The sequence below is a fragment of the Streptomyces sp. NPDC058246 genome (genome assembly GCF_042881985.1).
Taxonomy (GTDB): domain Bacteria; phylum Actinomycetota; class Actinomycetes; order Streptomycetales; family Streptomycetaceae; genus Streptomyces.
Genome location: NZ_JBHVWZ010000010.1, coordinates 236,609 through 257,640, shown reverse-complemented (window position 1 = coordinate 257,640; position 21,032 = coordinate 236,609). Strand labels below are relative to the sequence as shown.

At 72.3% G+C, this 21,032-nt stretch carries 14 protein-coding genes; 8 read left to right on the top strand and 6 right to left on the bottom strand.

The annotated features are described in order from the left end of the window. Positions 1–293: 293 nt before the first annotated feature. Both ACFVXA_RS17935 and ACFVXA_RS17930 read left to right on the top strand, forming a co-directional pair. Positions 294–869, top strand: coding sequence for a SigE family RNA polymerase sigma factor (locus ACFVXA_RS17935; protein WP_362027249.1), 576 nt, complete (start codon positions 294–296; stop codon positions 867–869). Continuing rightward, on the top strand, positions 866–2,011 hold the full coding sequence (locus ACFVXA_RS17930; RefSeq protein ID WP_390025531.1) for a hypothetical protein: 1,146 nt from the start codon (positions 866–868) through the stop codon (positions 2,009–2,011). The genes ACFVXA_RS17935 and ACFVXA_RS17930 overlap by 4 nt, the downstream gene beginning before the upstream one ends. Positions 2,012–2,114: 103 nt before the next feature. Here ACFVXA_RS17930 and ACFVXA_RS17925 read toward each other — a convergent pair whose 3' ends face one another. Further along, positions 2,115–2,972 carry an SURF1 family protein gene (locus ACFVXA_RS17925; protein ID WP_362027136.1) on the bottom strand — a complete coding sequence of 286 codons (858 nt, stop codon included), beginning with the start codon at positions 2,970–2,972 and terminating at the stop codon, positions 2,115–2,117. A 183-nt stretch (positions 2,973–3,155) separates the two neighbouring features. On the opposite strand from ACFVXA_RS17925, the gene ACFVXA_RS17920 reads away from it, so the two are divergent. Then, complete coding sequence (locus tag ACFVXA_RS17920) at positions 3,156–5,012, top strand: prolyl oligopeptidase family serine peptidase (protein ID WP_383743736.1); 1,857 nt, start codon at positions 3,156–3,158, stop codon at positions 5,010–5,012. A 157-nt stretch (positions 5,013–5,169) separates the two neighbouring features. Here ACFVXA_RS17920 and ACFVXA_RS17915 read toward each other — a convergent pair whose 3' ends face one another. Both ACFVXA_RS17915 and ACFVXA_RS17910 read right to left on the bottom strand, forming a co-directional pair. After that, positions 5,170–7,092, bottom strand: a complete 1,923-nt coding sequence (locus ACFVXA_RS17915; RefSeq protein WP_390025561.1) for an NAD-binding protein — start codon at positions 7,090–7,092, stop codon at positions 5,170–5,172. A gap of 144 nt (positions 7,093–7,236) precedes the next feature. Continuing rightward, positions 7,237–8,295: a PucR family transcriptional regulator gene (locus ACFVXA_RS17910; RefSeq protein ID WP_390025529.1), complete on the bottom strand. Its 1,059-nt coding sequence runs from the start codon at positions 8,293–8,295 to the stop codon at positions 7,237–7,239. A gap of 265 nt (positions 8,296–8,560) precedes the next feature. Here ACFVXA_RS17910 and ACFVXA_RS17905 point away from each other — a divergent pair, with 265 nt between their 5' ends. The 3 genes from ACFVXA_RS17905 (at position 8,561) to ACFVXA_RS17895 (ending at position 16,668) form a co-directional block, all read left to right on the top strand. Continuing rightward, complete coding sequence (locus ACFVXA_RS17905) at positions 8,561–9,187, top strand: hypothetical protein (protein ID WP_362027127.1); 627 nt, start codon at positions 8,561–8,563, stop codon at positions 9,185–9,187. A gap of 83 nt (positions 9,188–9,270) precedes the next feature. Next, positions 9,271–11,385 (top strand): flotillin family protein, encoded by a 2,115-nt coding sequence (locus ACFVXA_RS17900; protein ID WP_383743729.1) that lies wholly within the window; start codon positions 9,271–9,273, stop codon positions 11,383–11,385. A 132-nt stretch (positions 11,386–11,517) separates the two neighbouring features. Then, positions 11,518–16,668: a DNA repair ATPase gene (locus ACFVXA_RS17895; RefSeq protein WP_390025527.1), complete on the top strand. Its 5,151-nt coding sequence runs from the start codon at positions 11,518–11,520 to the stop codon at positions 16,666–16,668. A 75-nt stretch (positions 16,669–16,743) separates the two neighbouring features. Here the strand turns inward: ACFVXA_RS17895 and ACFVXA_RS17890 are convergent, their stop codons facing one another. Beyond that, positions 16,744–17,448, bottom strand: coding sequence for a hypothetical protein (locus ACFVXA_RS17890; protein WP_390025525.1), 705 nt, complete (start codon positions 17,446–17,448; stop codon positions 16,744–16,746). Positions 17,449–17,623: 175 nt separating this feature from the next. On the opposite strand from ACFVXA_RS17890, the gene ACFVXA_RS17885 reads away from it, so the two are divergent. Both ACFVXA_RS17885 and ACFVXA_RS17880 read left to right on the top strand, forming a co-directional pair. Further along, on the top strand, positions 17,624–17,899 hold the full coding sequence (locus ACFVXA_RS17885; protein WP_362027115.1) for a ferredoxin: 276 nt from the start codon (positions 17,624–17,626) through the stop codon (positions 17,897–17,899). Positions 17,900–18,017: 118 nt separating this feature from the next. Next, positions 18,018–18,944, top strand: a complete 927-nt coding sequence (locus tag ACFVXA_RS17880) for an FkbM family methyltransferase (RefSeq protein ID WP_390025523.1) — start codon at positions 18,018–18,020, stop codon at positions 18,942–18,944. 148 nt (positions 18,945–19,092) lie between these two features. Here the strand turns inward: ACFVXA_RS17880 and ACFVXA_RS17875 are convergent, their stop codons facing one another. After that, positions 19,093–19,854: a glycosyltransferase family 2 protein gene (locus ACFVXA_RS17875; protein ID WP_390025521.1), complete on the bottom strand. Its 762-nt coding sequence runs from the start codon at positions 19,852–19,854 to the stop codon at positions 19,093–19,095. An 8-nt stretch (positions 19,855–19,862) separates the two neighbouring features. After that, positions 19,863–20,651 (bottom strand): GntR family transcriptional regulator, encoded by a 789-nt coding sequence (locus tag ACFVXA_RS17870; RefSeq protein WP_383743720.1) that lies wholly within the window; start codon positions 20,649–20,651, stop codon positions 19,863–19,865. Between the last annotated feature and the right edge of the window lie 381 nt (positions 20,652–21,032).

The window sequence follows — 21,032 nt, the reverse complement described above, 5'->3', positions numbered from 1 at the left end:
CCGTCCTCCGCAACCGTGCGGAGGGCGGGGAGCGTCTTTGCGGTCGCCATTCAGGGGCGGCCGAAGCGGTATGGCATTTGGGGCATAGGGGATGAGCTGGTATGCATGAGGGCATTTGACGCATTGTCAAACGGGGTGCCTGACGCAAAAGCGATGCCTGACGCGTACAACCCTCTCGGGGGGACGCGTGTCCAACTGGCGTGGCAGAGGTACTCGAATTCACCGCGGTACAGACGAGGGGCACAGCCCTCCGTCCACCCCGCCGTCTCCGCAGCCCCGGCGCGCCCGGCGGCATGCCGGTGATCGCGCCCATGCCCGCAGCGCGGCCCGCCCGCATACCGAACCAGCGCGACGGTGCTGAGGACAGCCTGGCGGCGGGCACCACCGTCGACCATCTCACCGAGACCTACCGCGCCCACTACCGGTCGCTCCTGGGCCTCGCGGCGCTCCTGCTCGACGACACCGCCTCCTGCGAGGACGTCGTCCAGGAGGCCTTCATCCGGGTGCACTCGGCGCGCAAGCGCGTCCGCGAACCCGAGAAGACGCTGGCGTATCTGCGCCAGACCGTCGTGAACCTCTCGCGCTCCGCCCTGCGCCGGCGCATCCTGGGGCTCAAGCTCCTGTCGAAGCCGATGCCCGACATGGCGAGCGCCGAGGAAGGCGCGTACGACCAGTTGGAGCGGGACGCGCTGATCAAGGCCATGAAGGGACTCCAGCGCCGCCAGCGCGAGGTCCTGGTCCTGCGCTATTTCGCGGACATGACCGAGGCGCAGGTCGCCGAGACCCTCGGGATATCGCTCGGGTCGGTGAAGGCGTACGGCTCGCGCGGCATCGCGGCGCTCCGTGTCGCCATGGAGGCCCCGGCATGAGCGAGCGACGTGACACCCATGACCGACACGAACGCTACGAGTGGCACGAGCCGACGAAGCGGCCCACGCCCCACGAAGACGAGCACGAGCAGCATGCTGGGAACGGAACTGTGAACGACGGCCCCGACGGACACCGCCCCGACGGACCGGGACCCGACGGGCTCGGTTCTGACGAGCTGGCCCTGCGCCGGCTGCTGCACCAGGCGGTCGAGGAGATCGAGCCCACCGACGGCACGCTGGAGCACCTGCGCCGTGCGGTACCGGCCAGGCGGGCCCGTAAGCGCCAGGCCCTCGTCGGCATGGCGGCCGCCGCGCTCTTCATCGGCACCGCCGTCCCCGCCCTCGTGCACGTCTCGAACTCCACCGGCTCGAACGCCGACCCGTCCATAGCGGCCAACAGCTCGCAGGCGCAGGGCGGCGCGGGCCAGGGCAAGGGCACCGACGGTGGCGACGGGAAGGTGGCGGGCGGCTCCTCCGGCACCTCGGGAGGCAAGGGCAAGGGCGACCAGAAGGGCACCCCGGACAAGGGCAAGGGCGCCGGCGGCGGGGCCACCACGGGCGGCGCCGAGCCGACCGCCTCGACGGCGGTCGCGACCGCGTGTACGGCGGCGCAGCTCGGCTCGGCCGGCAGCACCCTCGGCACCCCGGAGTCCACCGGCGCGGTCTACGGCTCCTTCACCGTCTCGAACATCTCCACCACCGCCTGCACGGTCACCGGCGCGGGCACCGTGAACGCGACCGCGCAGGAGGCGGCGGACCAGGCCAAGCTCGGCGTGGCGACCCATGTGTCGGGCGACGCGGCCAGCGGGCTGCCCGACCCGGCCACCGAGGTCACCTCCCTGGTCGTCCAGCCGGGCGCCTCGTACGTGGTGAAGTTCGCCTGGATTCCCTCGGAGACCTGTCCGACCACCTCGGAGCCCTCACCGGACCCGTCCCCCACGGAGGGGACCACCGACACCGGCGGCACCTCCACCGAGACGGGCGGCGGCACCTCGGCCCAGCTCGTGACCGAGGACGGGGTGGCAGGCGGCAGCGTCCTGGTCTCCAACACGGCGGAGACGGGCTCGGCCACGGCATCGGTGACCGTGCCCAACGCGTGCGCGGGCACGGTGATTCACACGGGGATCCTGGCGACGTCCTGAGCGGACGGAGGGCCACTCGGGTCGGTCTCCGGGCCCGCCCTGGCCCTAGGGGCGGCGCTGGCCTAGGGGGCCCTGGCCCTAGGGACCGCTCCCTGGCCCTGCCCTAGGGGGCGGGTGACGGTGACGCAGGGGCATTCCGCTCGCCCGCGGTCTCCTGTCCAGCCGGTTCTTCGGTCCGCTCCGCGGTCCGTGCCTCGGGCGCGGCCGGGGTCAGGCCGAGTGCCGCGTCCCGGGCGAACTCCGCCTCGCGGCGCAGCAGCCGGAACCACATGAAGACGACGAAACCCGCGAAGACGAACCACTCGCCGGTGTAGCCGAGGTTCTGGAACGCCTTCAGGTCCAGGCCGGTGTTCTGCGGCACGGTCGCGGGCACCGCCTTCATCCCGCTGTCGGCCTCGGCGAGAGTGATCCACGCGTCGTACGGCGTGTACGGCACCAGGTTCACCAGCGAGGCCGAGCTGATCGCGCCGGTCTGCCCCTCGGGGAGACCGCCGGCCGCGCTCGCACCGTTCGACCCGGGGCTCTCGGACGCCTGGAGCGCACCCGTCACCGTGACCTCGCCGGTGGGCGGGGCCGGTGCCTTCGCCGGGTCCGCGTCGCCGGGCAGCCAGCCCCGGACGACGGGCAGCGCCTTGCCGGTGTCGGTGCGCAGCATCGTCAGCACGTAGAACCCGCGCTTGCCGTCCAGGTCGCGGTCGGGCACGAGGAGTTGCGTGCCGTACCGGCCGGTCGCGATGGCCTGCTTGCCGGACGTCTTCGTGTCCACGGGCAGCAGTTCGGACAGCGGACGGGCCGCCTCCGTCCTGGCGGACGCGGCCTGCTCGCTCGCCGTCCGTTGGTTCTGCATCCGGTCCTCGAACCGTCCCAACTGCCAGGACCCCATGAAGACGCAGAAGGGGATGGCCAACAGCACGAAGACGTTGATCCCCCACCAGCGGGGCGTCAGCAGGAACCGGTACACGCCTTCCACGGTACGGGGCCCATGGGGGCGGCCCGGCCGCGGGGTGGGTCCGCTCCGGGACGGCCCGGCCGCGGGATCGGCCCGCTCCGGGACGGCCCGGCCGCGGGATCGGTCCGCTCCGGGACCGCTCGGCGCGGGGTCGGGCGGCCCGGGCACTATGGGGCCATGACGCACTATGGGGCCATGACTGAGAGCAACGGGTCCAGCGAGCAGCAGGCGGCCGTCGAGCAGCGACAGGAGCAGCAGGCGGCCATGCCCGACTGGGAGAAGCGCTTCCGGGCGCCGCGGGTGTCGCTGCCGGACTGGGCGGAGGACGCGCCGCACCGCTCCCTGTTCGTCTCGAACGCGACCGGGACGTACGAGCTGTACGCGTGGGACCGCACGACGGGCGAGCAGCGCCAGGTCACGCACCGGGCGAACGGCACGACGGACGGGGTGCTCTCGCCCGACGGCGAGTGGATCTGGTGGTTCGACGACAAGGACGGCGACGAGTTCGGCATCTGGCGCCGACAGCGTTTCGTCGCCGACGCCTCGGGCGGGGGCGCGGACGCCCCGGCGGTCCCCGGCCTGGAACCCTCCTACCCCGCCGGACTCGCCATCGGACGCGACGGGCGTACGGCGGTGGTGGGCCGCTCGACGGACGACGACGGCTCGACGATCCATGTGGCCCGCACCGGCGAGGCCCCCGTGGAGATCTACCGGCACCGCGAGTCGGCCGGGGTCGGTGACCTCTCGCACGACGGCTCGCTGATCGCCGTCGAGCACACCGAGCACGGCGACGCGATGCACTCGGCGCTGCGCGTGCTGCGCCCGGACGGTTCGCCGGTCGCGGAGCTCGACGACACCAAGGGCGGCACGGTCGAGCTGGGCCTGGAGGTGCTGGGCTTCGCCCCGGTCGACGGGGACAGCCGGCTGCTCATCGGACACCAGCGGCGCGGCCGCTGGGAGCCGCTCGTGTGGGACATCGCGACCGGCGAGGAGACGGACCTCGGCCTCGACCTGCCCGGCGACGTGGCGGCCGAGTGGTATCCCGACGGTTCGGCCCTCCTCATCGCCCACAGCTTCGAGGCCCGCAGCGACCTGTGGCGCTACGACCTCGCGACCCGCGAGCTCGTCCCGGTGCCGACGCCGCCGGGCACGGTGTCCGGGGCGACGGCCCGCCCGGACGGAACGGTGGAATACCTGTGGTCCTCGGCGGCCGAGCCGTCGGCGGTCCGCTCGACCACCGGCGAGGTCGTCCTCGATCCCCCCGGCCTGAAGTCCCCGGCCTCGGTCCCCGTGGAGGACGTCTGGGTTCAGGGCCCCGGCGGCCGCATCCACGCCCTGATCCAGAAGCCTGCGGGCAGCACCGGGCCCCTCCCCACCGTCTTCGACATCCACGGTGGTCCGACCTGGCACGACAGCGACTCGTTCGCGGCGGGCCCGGCGGCCTGGGTGGACCACGGGTACGCGGTGGTGCGGGTCAACTACCGAGGCTCCACGGGCTACGGCCGTGAATGGACCGACGCGCTCAAGCACCGCGTAGGTCTGATCGAGCTGGAGGACATCGCGGCGGTGCGTGAATGGGCGGTGACGTCCGGTCTCGCCGACCCCGAGCGGCTGATCCTCACCGGCGGTTCCTGGGGCGGCTACCTCACCCTGCTCGGCCTCGGCACGCAGCCGGACGCGTGGACCCTCGGCATCGCCGCCGTGCCGGTCGCCGACTACGTCACGGCGTACCACGACGAGATGGAGGCCCTGAAGGCGATGGACCGTACGCTCCTCGGTGGCACCCCGGAGGAGGTCCCCGAGCGCTTCGAGGCGTCCTCCCCCCTCACCTACGTCGACGCGGTCAAGGCCCCCGTCTACATCTCGGCCGGTGTCAACGACCCCCGGTGCCCCATTCGCCAGATCGACAACTACGTGGCCCGCCTCAGCGCTCGCGACGCCGTCCACGAGGTGTACCGCTACGACGCCGGTCACGGTTCCCTCGTCGTCGACGAACGCATCAAGCAGGTCCGCCTGGAACTCGACTTCGCGAAGCGACACCTCAGCCGGTAACGCCGAGTTTCTTCGCCCCTCCGCCCCTGCCCGTCCCGTACCTGGGGCTCCGCCCCCGACCCCGTTCGCGCAGTTCCCCGCGCCCCTATCCAGGGGGTCTGGGGGCGCGGCCCCCAGGGACGGGAATGGGCAGGGGCGGAGGGGGCGAAAAAAGCTCCTACGTCCCGGCCCGCTCCCGGGAGCGCCTCCCCAGCAGCTCCGCCAGCCCCCGCCGCGTCGCGGCCAGCACCACCCGGTCCTCGGCCCCGAGCACATACGTGGAGGGAAGGTCCCACACCAGCCCGGAACTGCGGGCGCCCGAAGCGGACTCGACCTCGCGCTCACCCGGCGCCCCCGTATCCAGCGCCAGCACCCGCCACGCCCCCGCCCGAAACGCCTCCCCCATCGTCCGCCCCTCCAACTGCGCATGCCCGCCCACGTCCACGGCCGCGAAGAGCAGCACCCGCCGCTCGACGGGAATCGCCCCGAGGATCTGCCGCCCCATCATGGCCCCGGCGAACGCGGGCGCGGCCAGATGCGACACACTCCGGCTCCTGGTGAGCGCATCGGGATAGGCGGCCCGCAGGGTGCGGTACACGGCGGTCGCGAAGTCGTCGTCGTACAGCCGCAGCACCACCCGTAGATCGGGCCGCACGGTCCGCGCGTACAACGCCGCCTCCAGGTTCATCGTGTCCGCGCTGGTCAACGCGAGCAGCGCGTGCGCCCGATGAATCTTGGCGGCCTCCAGCACGCCCTCCTGCGTGACGTCACCCAGCACCACGGGCACCCGTAGCCGCCGCGCCAGTGCCAGCCCCCGCGCCTCGGGGTCGGCCTCGACGCACACCACGGGAATGCGCAGCTCCCGCAGCCGCGCCAGCACGCGCGTGCCGATCTTGCCGACGCCGAGCAGTACGACGTGCCCGGACAGTCCGCGCGGCGGCTTCCGCAGCGCGGACCCGCTGCGGAACGTACCGAGCGCCTCCAGCACGGCGGCCAGCAGCACCGGCAGCAGCAGCAACCCGACGAGCCCGGAGAAGAGCTGAAGCACCTGGCGTCCGGCGGGCTGCCCGATGGCCGGATCGTTGATGGCGAAGAGATCGAGCAGCGTCAGATAGGTCGCCCGCAGCGGCGGTTCGCCGGTGACCAGCATCGACGCGACGGCGAGCCCGACCACACACGCCACCAGCCCCGCGAACGACCAGCGCAGCCGCCGCGACAGCAACGATCCGAAGGGCACGAGGCTGCGCCCGGCGGACAGTTCGGGACCGGAGTACGACACGTTCTCCAGGACGACGGTCCCGCGCCCGGTGGCGGCGGCCACCGCCCGCTCGTCAGGCAGGAGTTGGGGCCCCTGCGCCCCGCTGCTCTCCGAACCGTCGGCGCCGGCGGGGTCGTTGGTCGTGGCGGACAGCAGCGCCAGGGTGCACAGCCCGGGATCGGCGACCTCTCCGGGCCCCGGCGGCGGCCGTTCCACCGCGCGCAGCATCAACCCGTCGGTCTGGACGACCTTGCTGGTGCCGGCGACGGCGGTCGCGGCCAGCGCGGGAGCGGCGGTGTCGGCGTCGGACAGTACGGTGGTGGAGGCGTCGAACGCCTCGACACCACTGTCAACTCCCGGGTGACCGGCGGCAGCTCCCGCCGCGGCCAATGCCGAGGCCTGGTCGAGGAGCGCCTCGATGTGCTGCCCGAGGCGCCGGTTGTAGAGCCGCAGGACCAGCCGGATGCGCGGGTTGAGACGCCGGGCGGTGAGCGCGGCGCGGATGTTGGTCTCGTCGTCGTCGTACACGAGCGCCAGCGCGGCGGCCCGCTCCACCCCGGCGTCGGCCAGTACGGCCTCGGTGAGCTCGGTGGCCTCCACCACGCGCTCGGAGCCCGGCGGTTCGGGGGTCCGGGCGCCGCCTCCCGCATCCCCGTTCCCGGAGGCCCGGTTCACCGCCGCGGACACCCGGTCGAACAGCGCCGTGGCCCGCGTCCGCCCCACCACCGGCGGCCGTACGCTCCGCTGGGCGGGCGGCACGACCAGGGTCACCTGCTCGCCGTACACCCCGCGCAACTCGGCGGCCAGCCGGTGCGCCAGGGCGTCGTCCCCGGCCACCACCATGTGCGCGGCGGTGTCGGTCGGGGCGCTCTGAGACGGAAAGGTTCCCACGGGAGAGAAGACTGCCGTACGGACGCGGGTGGTTCCAGCGGGGCGGGGCGGGCCGCTGAGCGAGCAGGCGACCTGACAGGTGCCCGGGTCGCCCGGTCACAGTTTCCTGGCGGGCCAGTCCAGCAGCCGGGCGCCGATGACGGCGGTCTGCAGCATGTAACGGTGCGCGGGGTCACCGGGGTTGGCCCCGGTGAGCTGGTGGATGCGTTCCAGGCGGTACGTCAGGGCGCGCACGCTCAGTGAGAGGCGGCGGGCGGCCTCGGTGGCCACGCAGCCGCAGTCGAAGTACGCGGTGAGGGTGTCGAGGAGGGGCTGGGCTCCGCCGCGGGCGGTGGTGAGCGGGCCGAGGGCGTCGACGACGAGGTCGGCCATCGCCTGGCGGTCGCGGGTGAGGACCGGGTAGACGAGCAGGTTGGCGGCGCGCAGGAGGGGGTCTTCCAGGTCGAGGCGCTCGGCCAGTTCGAGGGTGTTCAGGGCCTCTTCGTACGACTGGACCACTCCGCCCGCGCCCGGCTGCGCGCGGCCGATCGCGACATGGCCGCCGTCCGTGGCCGCGTACGCCTGCTTGGCGAAGTAGGTGAGGACCTCGTCCTGGTCGCCGGGGGCGACGCACAGCATGCGGCCCGCCTTGGTGGTGAGCAGGATGCTGCGGTCGCCGAAGCGGCTGATCATCGCGCGCTCCACCTGGCGTGGCACCGGCGAGCCCTCGTCGTACGCGGCCGGCCCCTGCGCGACGGCGACGGCGTGCGCGTGGGACAGGCGCAGGCCGAAGCGTTCGGCGCGCTCGGCGAGGCGCCCCAGGTCGCTGCGGCCGTAGAGCAGGTCGTCGATGAACTCGCGCCGGGCCGCCTCCTCCTGACGTACGGCCAGGCGCTGCGCGCGTTCGTAGCCCTCGGCGAAGGCGTCCACGACCTGCTGCATCGCGCCGAGCGCGCTGTCGGCGGAGCCGGGCGTGTCAGGCCAGGCGGCGCGGGTGGCGGCGAGGTGGGCGCTGACCAGGGCGCGCAGGCCGTGCCCGGCGTCGGCGGCCTGTTCGCCCAGGACACGCCGGGCCTCCAGCTCGGCTCGGGTGAGGCGGCGGCCGGTGGCGGAGACGTCCGCCAGAAGCTGGGCGTACCCCGTCAGATACTGCTCAGGTATTCCGCGCTCCGGCAACGCCGTCCCCCGTTTTCTTGACGCGCCGGTGACGGCTTCTTAGCGGTCACCGGCATGCAGACCCTAGAGAACACTGCCGGGTTCCGGCAATGCGCGGGCGTGCACCCCGCGTGCACGATGGCGCGAGGGGAGCACGGCGGATGGTTCCGGTGCCGGGCACCGGCAGGTGTCCCGCACCGGGACCGCGATCCGTCCGCCTTCCCGCGGCCGTCGCACGACAGCCGCACAGGGGCCGTACGGCGGGACGGGAACGGGGGCGGGGGTCATGGGGGCGTTCGTCGCGGCCGCCACCGGTTTTCCGACCATCCTCTTCACCTCGGCCCTCGTCGTGGTCGTCCTCTTCTGGCTGCTGGTCGCGCTCGGCGCGGCCGACGCGCACGGCTTCGGCATCCACGCGCACGCCCACCCGCACGCCGACGGCTGGGGTCTGGGCGGGGTCCCGGTGACGCTCGCCTTCTCGCTGTTCACCGCGATCGGCTGGATCCTCAGCCTCAGCGCGACCGTCCTGCTCGCTCCGCTCGGCCACTCGGGCCTCGTCCGCGCGGGGGTGAGCGTGGCCGTACTGACCGGCGCGCTGTTTCTCGCCTCGCGGGCGACCCGGCTGCTGGTGCGGCCGCTGCACGGCCTGTTCCCCGACGAACCCGGGCCGTCCCGGCTCGACTTCGTCGGTCTGACCTGCACCATCCGCACCGGACGTGTGGACGGCGGTTTCGGGCAGGCCGAGGTCAGGTCGGCCGACGGATCCGCCGCGGTGGTCCAGGTCCGGCAGACCGGCACCGAGGCCCTCACCAGCGGCAGCACCGGCCTGCTCTACGCCTACGACGAGACAGGCGAGTTCTTCTGGGTCGCGCCCTATGACGCGGCGCTCGACCCGCGGAGCAACCCGGGGTAGACCGCCCCCGCGCGCCGCCCTCCAGCGACCAGCTCCCTCACCAGCTCGCTCACCACCCTTCTCATCTTTCGAGGACCCATGTCATGAACGCCATCACCGTGGGCATCGGTGTGTTCGTCGCCGTCGTCCTGCTCATCGCGCTCACCCTGCTCCTGGTGGTCAGCCGGCTGTTCCGCAAGGTGGAGCAGGGGCGGGCGCTGATCATCTCCAAGACGAAGAAGGTCGACGTCACCTTCACCGGGGCCGTCGTGCTGCCGGTGCTGCACAAGGCCGAGTACATGGACATCTCGGTGAAGACCATCGAGATCCGCCGTACCGGCCGCGAGGGTCTGATCTGCCGGGACAACATCCGCGCCGACATCCACATCAGCTTCTTCGTCCGGGTCAACAAGACCATCGAGGACGTCATCAAGGTCGCCCAGGCGATCGGCACGCACACGGCGAGCGACCCGGCGGCGATCCAGGACTTCTTCGCCGCGAAGTTCTCCGAGGCCCTCAAGACGGTCGGCAAGCAGCTCGACTTCGTCGACCTCTACACCAAGCGCGAGGAGTTCCGGGACCGGATCATCCAGGTCATCGGCACCGATCTGAACGGCTACCACCTCGACGACGCGGCCATCGACTTCCTCGAACAGACCCCGATGACCCAGCTCGACAACCAGAACATCCTCGACGCCCAGGGCATCCGCAAGATCACCGAACTGACGACGGTCGAGCACGTCCGCACGAACGAGTTCCAGCGCACCGAGGAGAAGGAGATCACCCGGCAGAACGTGGACGCCCGGGAGACCATCCTGGAGCTGGAGCGGCGGCAGGCCGAGGCGGAGATCAAGCAGCGGCGCGAGGTGGAGACGCTGCGGGCCCGCGAGGAGGCCGCCACCGCCAAGGTGCAGGAGGAGGAACGTCTCGGCTCGCAGGGCGCGTTCATCCGCACCGAGGAGCAACTCGGCGTCCAGCGGGAGAACCAGGCCCGCGAGATAGCCGTCGCCCAGAAGAACCGCGAGCGGGTCATCGCGGTCGAGAACGAGCGGATCGAGAAGGACCGGCTGCTCGAGGTCATCGGCCGGGAGCGGGAGACCCAGCTGACGCGCATCGCCGCCGACAAGGAGGTCGAGGCGGAGAAGCGGGAGATCGCCGAGGTCATCCGGGAGCGGGTGGCGGTGGACCGTACGGTCGCCGAGCAGGAGGAGTCCATCAAGAAGCTGCGCATGGTCGAGGAGGCCGAGCGCACCCGCCAGGCCGTCATCATCGGCGCCGAGGCGGAGGCCCAGGAGAAGCTGGTCAAGGACATCAAGGCGGCCGAGGCGGCGGAGGTCGCCGCCAAGCACCACGCGGCCGAGCAACTCACCCTTGCCGACGCCCGGTTGAAGTCCGCCGATCTCGACGCGCGGGCCAAGCTGCGGCTCGCCGAGGGCATCCAGGCGGAGACGGCGGCGGCGGGCCTCGCCGAGGTGCAGGTCCGGGACAAGGCGGCCGAGGTCACCGAGAAGGCGGGCCGTGCGGAGGCGGTGGCCACCGAGGCGCGGATGCGCGCGGAGGCGGAGGGCACCGAGGCCCGGTTGCGTGCCGAGGCCGAGGGGACGGGCGCGCGGCTGCGTGCCGAGGCCGAGGGCGCACGGGCCAAGGCGCTCGCCGACGCCACGGCCATCGGCGAGAAGCTCAAGGCCGAGGCGGCGGGCCTGACCGAGAAGGCCGCCGCGATGGCCGCCCTGGATGACGCCTCGCGCGGCCACGAGGAGTACCGGCTGCGGCTCCAGGCCGAGAAGGAGATCCGGCTGGCCGGCCTCGACGTGCAGCGCCAGGTCGCGGAAGCGCAGGCCACGGTCCTCGCCACCGGTCTGGAGAACGCCGACATCAACATCGTCGGCGGCGAGTCGGTCTTCCTCGACCGCCTGGTCTCCTCGATCGCCCTCGGCAAGGGCGTCGACGGCTTCGTACAGCACTCGGAGACCGCGCGGGCGCTGGGCAAGCCATGGCTGGACGGCACGTCGAGCTTCACCGACGATCTGACCCGGGTGCTCGGCTCGGTGTCCACGTCCGATGTGCAGAACCTGACCGTCTCCGCGCTGCTGATGAAGCTGATGACGTCGGACGGCGTGAACCCCGGGTCCTTGCAGCAACTCCTCGACAGAGCAGGTGAGCTGGGGCTCGCGGACACCCCGCTGGCCGCCTTGAACGGCAGGGCCGTCCGGGCCTGAGCCGCCCGCCGACGCGGGTGGCTGCCGCGATCCACGCCGTGGCCGCGATCCACGCCACCCACCAAGGTCCGGAACTGCCGCACAGGGGACGGCAGTTCCGGACCGCACACCCCGACCTCCTGAGAGGGATCCATGACCACCGGCCTGGACACCGGCGCGTACGGGGCACCCCCCGCCGGCACGTACGACGGCCTCGACACCGGCACGTACCAGGTCCTGCGCGACCGCCTCGCCGCACAGGCCGCCGAACTCGCCCGGCGCGCCGAGGCGCTGAACGTCCGTCGCACCGAGGAGTTCGGCTCGACCCGGCTGGAACTCACCGGCACCGACCGCCTGACCACGGACCACCCGTCCGTGCCGCGCGACATCGTCGCCGTCGGCGACGTCCTGCTCTTCGGCCACCACACCTCCTTCGGCGTCGGCCGGGACACCACGGTGGCCGACGTCTTCGCACTGCACGACCGCGACCTGCGCCCGCTGCCCGAGGACGCCGTGCCCGGCCTCCTCGACGACCCCGACTTCCTCCGCGAGTTCGCCGCCCTCCACCGCTACTACCGCGAGGCCCGCCTCCTGCGACTACGGCGAGTCGACGGCAAGCTGCTCGCCGTCTTCCGGACCGGTGAGAAGGCCGACGACATCCGGGTGCTGCGCTGGGCCCTCACCGAGGACGGCACGGCTCCCGGCCTCCGGGCGGCCTTCCTCGACGCGCGCGGCGAACGCGACCACGTCTTCCCGCCGCCGTACGACTTCGTCTGGACGCGGACGAGCCGCGAGGACCATGTCCCCGGACGCCACCCGCACGTCTCCATCGAGGGCGACGTGTACGTCGACACGCTCGGCGGCACCCTCACCGTCAAGGTCGAGGACGACACCGAGACGGGCGAGGGGGTGTACGGCGAGCCGGTCGACGAGCCGTTGCAGTCCCTCGCCGACGCGGACATCGCGTACGCGCGCGTGGGCGCGCTGATCCTGCTGCGGATCCGCCCCTACAAGGAGGACACCGACCGGCACCTGGTCTTCAACACCCTCACCAGGACGGTCGTACGACTCGACGGTATCGGTCGGTCGTGCCACCGGCTGCCGGAGGACCAGGGGATCGTCTTCCCCGGCGGCTACTGCCTGGCCACGGGCGCGTACAAGACCTTCGACATGGACGCCGGTGAGCCGGGCGGGCTGGAATTCGAGCGGGTGGTGCGCTCGCCCAACGGCGAGGACGTGCTGTTCGCGTACCACGCGCGCGTGAGGAGCCGCAGCCTCCTGCTGCCGTACAACGTGATCCGCAAGGAGGTCGTGACCCCGCTGTCCTGCCACGGCTGGGCGCTGTTCGACGACGGCACGCTGATCGTGCTGCGCACGGACAGCGGGGAACCTGCCCGCGTCCACCCGCTCCAGCTGTGGCGCTCCCCGTACGTCTCCGACACGTACGCCGCCGCACGGCCCACCGGGTCCGGGCCGCTGTCCCGCGTCGGCAACGCCGACCTCGTCCGGGGCATCTCCGACTGTCTGTCGCTGGCGGCCGCGGTCGCCGGGATGGCACCGACCGCCGGGACGACACCGACCGCCGAGGTGTACGAGGCCCTGGTCGCCGCCTGCGCCCGGGCGGCCGACACGTACCACTGGCTCGGCGACGCCGAACTGGGCGACCCACGCACCCCGTTGGACGGCCTCCGCGGCACGGCCGAGCGGGTGCTGGCCGAGTTCGAGACGGTCCAGGCGCTCACCCGGCAGGCCGCCGACGCGCTCGGTGAGGCGGCGGCGCGGATCGCGGGGGTGGTCCGGCGGCTGCGCGGCGAGGCGCCCCGCGACGCCGCCGCCTGGGTCACCGGCCTGACCGAACTGCGCCGCGCGCAAGGGCATGTGCTGACGCTGAAGGAGATGCGGTACGCGGACACCGCCCGTATCGACGAGCTGGCCGCGGATGTCGAGGCGGACCTCGCCTCGTTCGGGCAGCGGGCCGTCTCCTTCCTGGCCCGCGAGGACGCCTTCGCCGGCCACCACCAGCTCGTCGACACCCTCGTCGCGGACGCCGGGTCCCTCGCCACCGTCGCCGACGCCGTACCCGTCACCGGCCGCCTCGACGAACTGACCGAGGGCCTGGGGACCGTCACCGAGGTCGTCACCGGACTCGACATCGGCGACGCCACGGTCCGTACGTCCATCCTGGAACGCGTCGCCGAGGTCCTGGGCGGCGTCAACCGCGCCCGAGCCACGCTCGACGCCCGCCGTCGCGCACTCCTCGACCGCGAGGGCCGTGCCGAGTTCGCCGCCGAGACCGCGCTCCTCGGCCAGTCGGTCACGAGCGCGCTCGCCGCCGCGGACGGCCTGGAGTCCTGCGACGCACAACTCGCCCGGCTGCTGGTCCAGGTGGAGAACCTGGAAGCCCGCTTCACCGAGTTCGACGACTTCCTCGCCGAACTGGCGGACAAACGCGCCGAGATCTACGAGACCTTCTCCGCCCGCAGACAGAACCTCGCCGACGCCCGCGCCCGGCGCGCCGAACAGCTCGCCACCGCGGGCTCCCGGGTCCTGGAGACCGTCACACGCCGGGCCGCCACGCTCGCCGACGCCGACGCGGTCAGCACCTACTTCGCCTCCGACCCGATGGTCGCGAAGGTCCGCCGTACGGCGGACGAACTGCGCGACCTGGGTGACCCGGTGCGGGCGGAGGAACTGGACGGCCTGCTGAAGGCCGCCCGCCAGGAGGCGTCCCGCGCCCTGCGCGACCGCACCGACCTGTACGCCGACGGCGGCCGCACCCTGCGCCTGGGCCGCCACCGCTTCGCCGTGAACACCGAGCCCCTGGACCTCACCCTGGTCCCCACCGCCGACGGTCTCGCCTTCGCCCTCACCGGCACGGACTACCGCTCGCCGTTGACAGACCCGGCGTTCGCGGCCACCCGCCGCTACTGGGACCGGCCGCTGCCCTCCGAGTCGCCCGAGGTCTACCGGGCCGAGCACCTCGCGGCTCGACTCCTGGACGAGCACGGCCCGGCGTCGCTGGCCGGCACGGACCTCGCCGCACTCGTCCGGAAGGCGGCGCAGGCGTCGTACGACGAAGGCTATGAACGCGGCGTGCACGACCACGACGCGACCGCGATTCTCGCCGCGCTGCTGCGGCTGCACGAGAGTGCGGGCCCGCTGCGGCACGAGCCCGCTGCCCGCGCCGCGGCCCAGCTCTTCTGGGCGCACGGCACGACCGCCGAGGCGCGGGAGAGCTGGACGCGGCGGGCGGTGTCGCTGGCACGCGCCCGGGAGACGTTCGGACTCGCGCCGGCGATCGCGGACTTCGAAGCGGAGCTGGCGTCTCATCTGCGTGCGGCGGCGATGTATCCCTTCGGGGGGCCGGCGACCGGTGCGGAGCTCGCGGCTCACGGGGGTACGGCCCCCGCGCACCCCTCCGGGGAGCCGACGCCCGGCACGGAGCCCGCCTCTCGCGTGACCGCGGCTGCGGCCGCGTACCTCTTCGAGGAGCTGACGACCGGCCCCGAGGGGTTCGTCATCAGCACGAGCACGCGCACGCTGCTCGACAAGTTCCGTCGCACGGTGGGCACTTCGGCGTACGACGACGACCTCGCCGTCCTCGGCGACCTCGCCGCACGCCGCCAGCTGGTGGAGACATGGCTGTCCGCGTACGTCGCGGCGACCGGGGCGGACACCGGGCTTGGCGGCTTCGGCGGCACGGGTGCGGGTGCGGGTGCGGGGCTTGGCGGCTTCGGTGGTGCGGGTGCGGGTGCGGGGCTCGGCGGCTTCGGCGGCACTGGAGCGGGCGCGGCCCTCGGGGACCTCGCCGAAGCGGTCGTCGCCGAGCTCTGTCCGGAGCTGACGCGCTACGAGTCCGACGCGCCGCTGACCGAGACGGTCGACGGACTGCTGGGCACCCACCCGCGCGTCATCGACCGCAGATGTGTGATCCGCCTCGACGAACTGCTCGCCCGCACGCGCGACTTCCGGTTGCACGACGTCCCCGGCCACCGCGCCTACCAGCGGCAGCGCACGGCCCTGGTCGCCGCCGAGCGCTCCCGGCTGCGCCTGGACGAGTACCGGCCGCGGGTGATGTCCGCCTTCGTCCGCGGCCGGCTCATCGACGAGGTCTACCTCCCGCTCGTCGGCGACAACCTCGCCAAGCAGCTCGGCACCACGGGGGAGGCCAGACGCACCGACACCGGCGGCCTGCTGCTGCTCATCTCCCCGCCCGGCTACGGCAAGACGACCCTCATGGAGTACGTCGCCGACCGCCTCGGTCTCGTCCTGGTCAAGGTCAGCGGCCCGGCCCTCGGGCACACGGTCACGTCCCTCGACCCGGCCGAGGCTCCGAACGCCACGGCCCGCCAGGAGATCGAGAAGGTCAACTTCGCGCTGGCCGCGGGCAACAACACCCTCCTGTACCTCGACGACATCCAGCACACCTCGCCCGAGCTGCTGGAGAAGTTCATCCCGCTGTGCGACGCCACCCGCCGTGTCGAGGGCGTGTGGAACGGCGAACCGCGCACCTACGACCTGCGCGGCAAGCGCTTCGCGGTCTGCATGGCGGGCAACCCCTACACCGAGTCGGGCGGCCGCTTCCGCGTCCCCGACATGCTGGCCAACCGTGCGGACGTCTGGAACCTGGGCGACGTCCTGACCGGCAAGGAGGACGTCTTCGCGCTGAGCTTCATCGAGAACGCGCTGACGTCCAACCCGGTTCTCGCACCCCTCGCAGGCCGCGACAGCGCCGACCTCGACCCGCTGATCCGGCTGGCCGAGGGTGACGCCACGGTCCGGCCCGACCGGCTCACCCACCCGTACGCCCCCGCCGAACTGGACCGTATCCTCGCGGTCCTGCGCCACCTGCTCACCGCCCGGGACACGGTCCTCGCGGTGAACGCCGCGTACATCGCGTCCGCCGCCCGGTCCGACGCCGCCCGCACCGAACCGCCCTTCCGGCTCCAGGGCTCCTACCGCACCATGAACAAGATCGCCCAGCGCGTCCAGCCGGTGATGAACGACGCGGAACTCGCCGCCGTACTCGACGACCACTACACGGCCGAGGCCCAGACCCTCACCACCGGCGCCGAGGCCAATCTCCTCAAACTGGCCGAGCTGCGCGGCACGCTCACCGCCGAAGAGGCGGAACGCTGGGGTGAGTTGAAGGCGTCGTACCTCCGCGCCAGGGCGCTCCGGGGCCCGGACGGCGACCCCCTCACCCCCATGGTGGCCGCCCTCGGGCTGCTGGCCGACCGGGTCGCCGCCGTCGAGTCGGCGATCACGTCCGCGCGAGGCCGAGCCGGGCGTGCGGGCGCGTGACGTGACGGGGCGAGGCGGTGGAGTACGAGAGGGCCGCTCTCGACGGCGACGGCGCCCGTGCGGGGCCGGACCGCGTCACAGATGCATCATCGACAGCAACTCAGGGCTTCGCATCCCCGTCGGCACCGGAGGAACGTGCCGGCCCGGCCGCATCCACCCCGCCCTCTCGGCGGCTGCGACGGCGGCCGCCTCGGCCTCATCAGACCTGGCGTTCAACGTCTCGTCCTCGCCGAGCGCTCCCGTGCCCGCGGCGTCCGCGGCGGCGCGGGACGCCTCGACCGCGGCTTGGCAGGCGGCGGTGGAGAGTTCGTCGGCGCCGTCGTGGAGCCGGCCCATCTGAGCGGCTTGAGCCGCGGAGGCGGAGGCGTTCCTCGCACAGCGCGAGTCCGCCGCCGGGGCTGAGGCATCCGTGGAGAGCACGGCGACGGCCTGGGCGGAGACGCGAGCGGCGTGGGCGGCTTTCCAGACGATCTCCTTTTTCACCGCCTCACATTCGTGCTTGTCGTCTCCCGCCGCCTCACCTTCGTGCTTGCCGTCGGAGCTGCGCTGCTCCAGGTAGTGCCAGACGGCCGCGGCGCGGGATGCGGCACTTCGGGTGCGGGCGGCGTGACCCGTCGGCGGGGGCCCCTCGGGAGTGGCCTGGGGCGTCTCGACGGGCTGGGTGCCGCCGGGGTGTGGTGTCTCCACGGCCTGAGTGACGCCGGGGTGTGGTGTCTCCACGGGCCGCGGGACGCCGGGGTGTGAGGTGCCCATGTGCTCTTGGCGGTCGCGTTCGCTCATTGCGTCTCCTCGTCTCCTCGTCTGCCGGGACGACGGTGCTGCGTGATCGACCCCGCACCGACCGGTACGCGTGGCGCGCAGGGGCGAGCAATCGATGCCCGGCAGGGTCGCATGCCGAGCGCGAAGAGGCCAGAGCTGGGCGATCCGTCCTGAACCCGCCGGTTCAGTGAATCGCATGGCGGGCAAGCACGTCGTGAAGGTCTGGGTTCCGATCCATCCGCTGCCCGCTCCTGGGTGGCACCGTCCTGCGACTGGAGTGCATGTGAAGGTCTCCGTGGACCGCAACGTCTGTTACGGCTCCTTCGACTGCGTTCACAGGGTTCCGTCCGTCTTCACCCGGCAGGACGGATACGGAGCCGTGCTGCCCGGCCGTGAGGACATGGGCGACGATCCGCAGGTCCAGGAGGCGGCCGACTGGTGCCCGTCGCAAGCCATCACCTTCACCGAGTAGCGCGAGCGGCGGCTTGGCCTCTTCGTGTGTGCGTGACGGCCTCCTGAGCCGGTACGGATGTGGTGGGGATGGCTCGTACCATCGCCGTGGAGCGTGGACGCGGCGGAGAGGCGAGCGGATGACCAACCCCATGTCGGAGGCCCTGGTCACCCTGGGCCGCGGGTACGTCCGCGACGCTCCCGGCACGCTCGGCAAGGCGCTCCTTGCGGAGAAGTACCTCAACGCCCATCTGCGGGACCATCCGCGCAGACGCGTGGTACGCGCCCGGTTCGGTGCCCGCTTCGCGGTCGACACCCAGGACCTCATCCAGCGGTATCTCTACCTGTTCGGGGTGTGGGAGCCGCACATGACGCGATGGCTGCAGAGCCGGCTCGAGCCCGGCGATGTCCTCGTCGATGTCGGTTCCAACATCGGCTACGTCAGTGTGCTCGGCTCTCGGCTCGTCGGGAGCACCGGACGCGTGGTGTCCATCGAGGCGTCTCCCGAGTTCCACCGCAGGGTGCTGTGGCACCGGCGGCTCAACGGCTGCGACAACATCCGCGCGGTGAACGCCGCCGTCTCCGACATCCGCAAGACGCTCACGTTCGTCCTCGCCAGCTCCGCCAACAGGGGCGCGAACAGCATCGTTCCGTACGCCGGGCCGGCCGAGTCCACCTTCGAGATGGAGGCGCGCCCGCTGTCCGACCTACTGGAACCGGAAGAGATCGCCAACGCCCGGGTCATCAAGATCGATGTCGAAGGGGCGGAGGGCGGTGTCGTCCGAGGACTGGCCCCCCTGCTCGACAGGCTGCGGCCGGACGCCGAGATCACCGTGGAGGTCACTCCCGAGCGCATGGCGCAACTGGGCGACTCCGCAGACGAGTTGCTCCGGACGATGCGGGAGCACGGCTACCACGTCTACCGGCTCGCCAATGACTACGCGCCTGGAAGCTACCCGGCCGCCGCGCAGAATGCTGCCCTCGCCGCCCCCGTGCGCTGGCGCGGGCCGGTCGTCGAGGAGAGCGACCTGATCTTTTCCCGGGTCGACGCCGAGACCCTGACCTGACCTGACCCGGCCTCACCCGACCTGGGCCTGACGTGTCTTGACCTGACCTGCCCCCCCTGGGCCTGACCTGTCTTGACCTGACCTCACCTCACCTGCGCCTGATTCGCCGTCTTCACCGCGTCCGACGGCCCAGTGCCCGAGAAGGCGTTCACCCCTCCTCGGCCGGGTAGTGCCACTGGAAGTGCGCGAGCGCTCGCGCCCTGGCCTCGACGACCGCCATGCGCGCGTCCCGCTCGGCGGGGTCGACATGCGAGGCCTGGCCCGTGGCCTGGCCCTCCCACTTGCGGTAGAGGAGCCCCACGTGCTCGGAGAACCACCCGCGGCTCACCGAGTTCAGCGCCAGCAGCAGACCGGTGTCCTCCGAGGCCGGGAGTGCCATCCAGCCGCCGAGGGCGAGCAACAGGTCACGGCGGACGAAGAGCGACGCGGGGTGAATCTGGGACCGGAAACCGTGCGCCTTCCAGTAGTCGAGCACGGCACCGCGCTCGATCGGGCCGTTGTCGGGGTCGCCCGGAAACCCGACGGTGGAGCCGTCGGGCAGGACGTCCAGGACTCGCGAGGCCGCCCACCCGAGGGTGTTGTCACCTTCGAGGACCGCCAGGTCGCGCGCGAGCGTGCCCGGAGCGAGTCGGTCGTCGGCGTCCAGCACCTTCACGTACTCGCCGTCGGCCTGTGCGAGAGCGATGGTCCGGGCGACGCCGGGACCGCCCGGCCGGCCTTGCCGGAAGGTCACGCGCTCGTCGGCAGGGACGTACGGGGCGACGTCGTCGGTCTTCCCGTCCTCCTGGATCACCCAATGCCACTCCCAGCCGTCCGGAAGCTCCTGTTCGCCCAGGGACTTGTAGGCCTCCGGCAGGAAGCGGGCCGAGGGCCCGTGGACGGCGGTGACGATGATGATGCGCCGGCTCACGGCAGCACTCACCACCTTTCCAGAGGAGTGGTGAAGAGCAGTTCGGTGCGGTCACCGGGCAGGACGATGTCGGAAAGGCCCACCACGCGGCCACGGATGTCGTACGAGGTCTTCCGCAGGACGAGAACCGAGGTCCCGCGCGGCAGCTCCAGCTCCTCCGCCTCCTCCGGTGTCGGTGGCCGGGCCGTGACGCGTTCCTCGATGCGGTCCACCTCGATGCCGACGGTGTGAAGCTGGTTCTGGGAGCCCCCCGGCCATGGCTCCTTGGTCTCGTCGAGGAGGTCCGGGTTCTCCGCGACCATGTCGCGGACGAGGTAGGAGGTCACCAGGCTGAACGGCGCGGTCTCCGTCGCACATCTCGTCCGGTAGGTGCGCTCGACCAGGGCAGCCCCCGCCGGGACGCCCAGGGACGCCGCGAGGTCCTGGCCGGCCGCGATCTCGCGGTAGGACGCGTGGAAGACGAGGTCATCGAGCTCAAGGCCGGTGTCGTGCTCGGTGGCCCCGGTCTGTGCCCGCTTCTCCACCGGCTCGCGTGCCCGGTCCTTCTCCCACTGATGCCGGAGGTTCGTGCGCCGCGCCATGGTCCGGGCACGCCGGACGAAGTTGCCGCGGCCGTGCACCTTCTCGATGAGCCCTTCCTCGCGCAGCAGCCGCAGAGCGTCCCGGACGGTCGGCACGCTGCGCCGGTAGTGCTCCGCGAGCCTCGTCTCCGACGGCAGTCGCTCGCCGGGTTTCCGCTCGCCCTCCCGGATGGAGCGGCGGAGGTCGTCCGCGATCTGCTCGTACGCCTTTGGCACTGCTGCTCACCGATCCGTCGTGGGGTCCGAGTCGCGGGCGGGCCGGCGAGCCGGCGACTCCCCGAGGCCTGCGTGCCGACGACTCCCCGAGGCCGACGTGGCGACGACTCCCCGAGGCCTGCGTGCCGACGACTCCATCCTCAGCCTACGACTCCTAAAGAGGTCTTGACGAGTGGAGCCGGCGGAAGTCGAGTATCGCATCCGGGCACCGGCCAAGAGCGGTGAGAGCGGTGAGCGCGGTGACCGATGCGCTCGGGATTCGGCGCGCTGCCGTAATACGCCTGAGGGCAATTGCCGTAATGCGGGCCACCTGCCCTGCCGCGTCGCAAAACACCACGCAATTAGATGCCTGCCGGGGGCAACGATGTTCCTGTTCGCCGC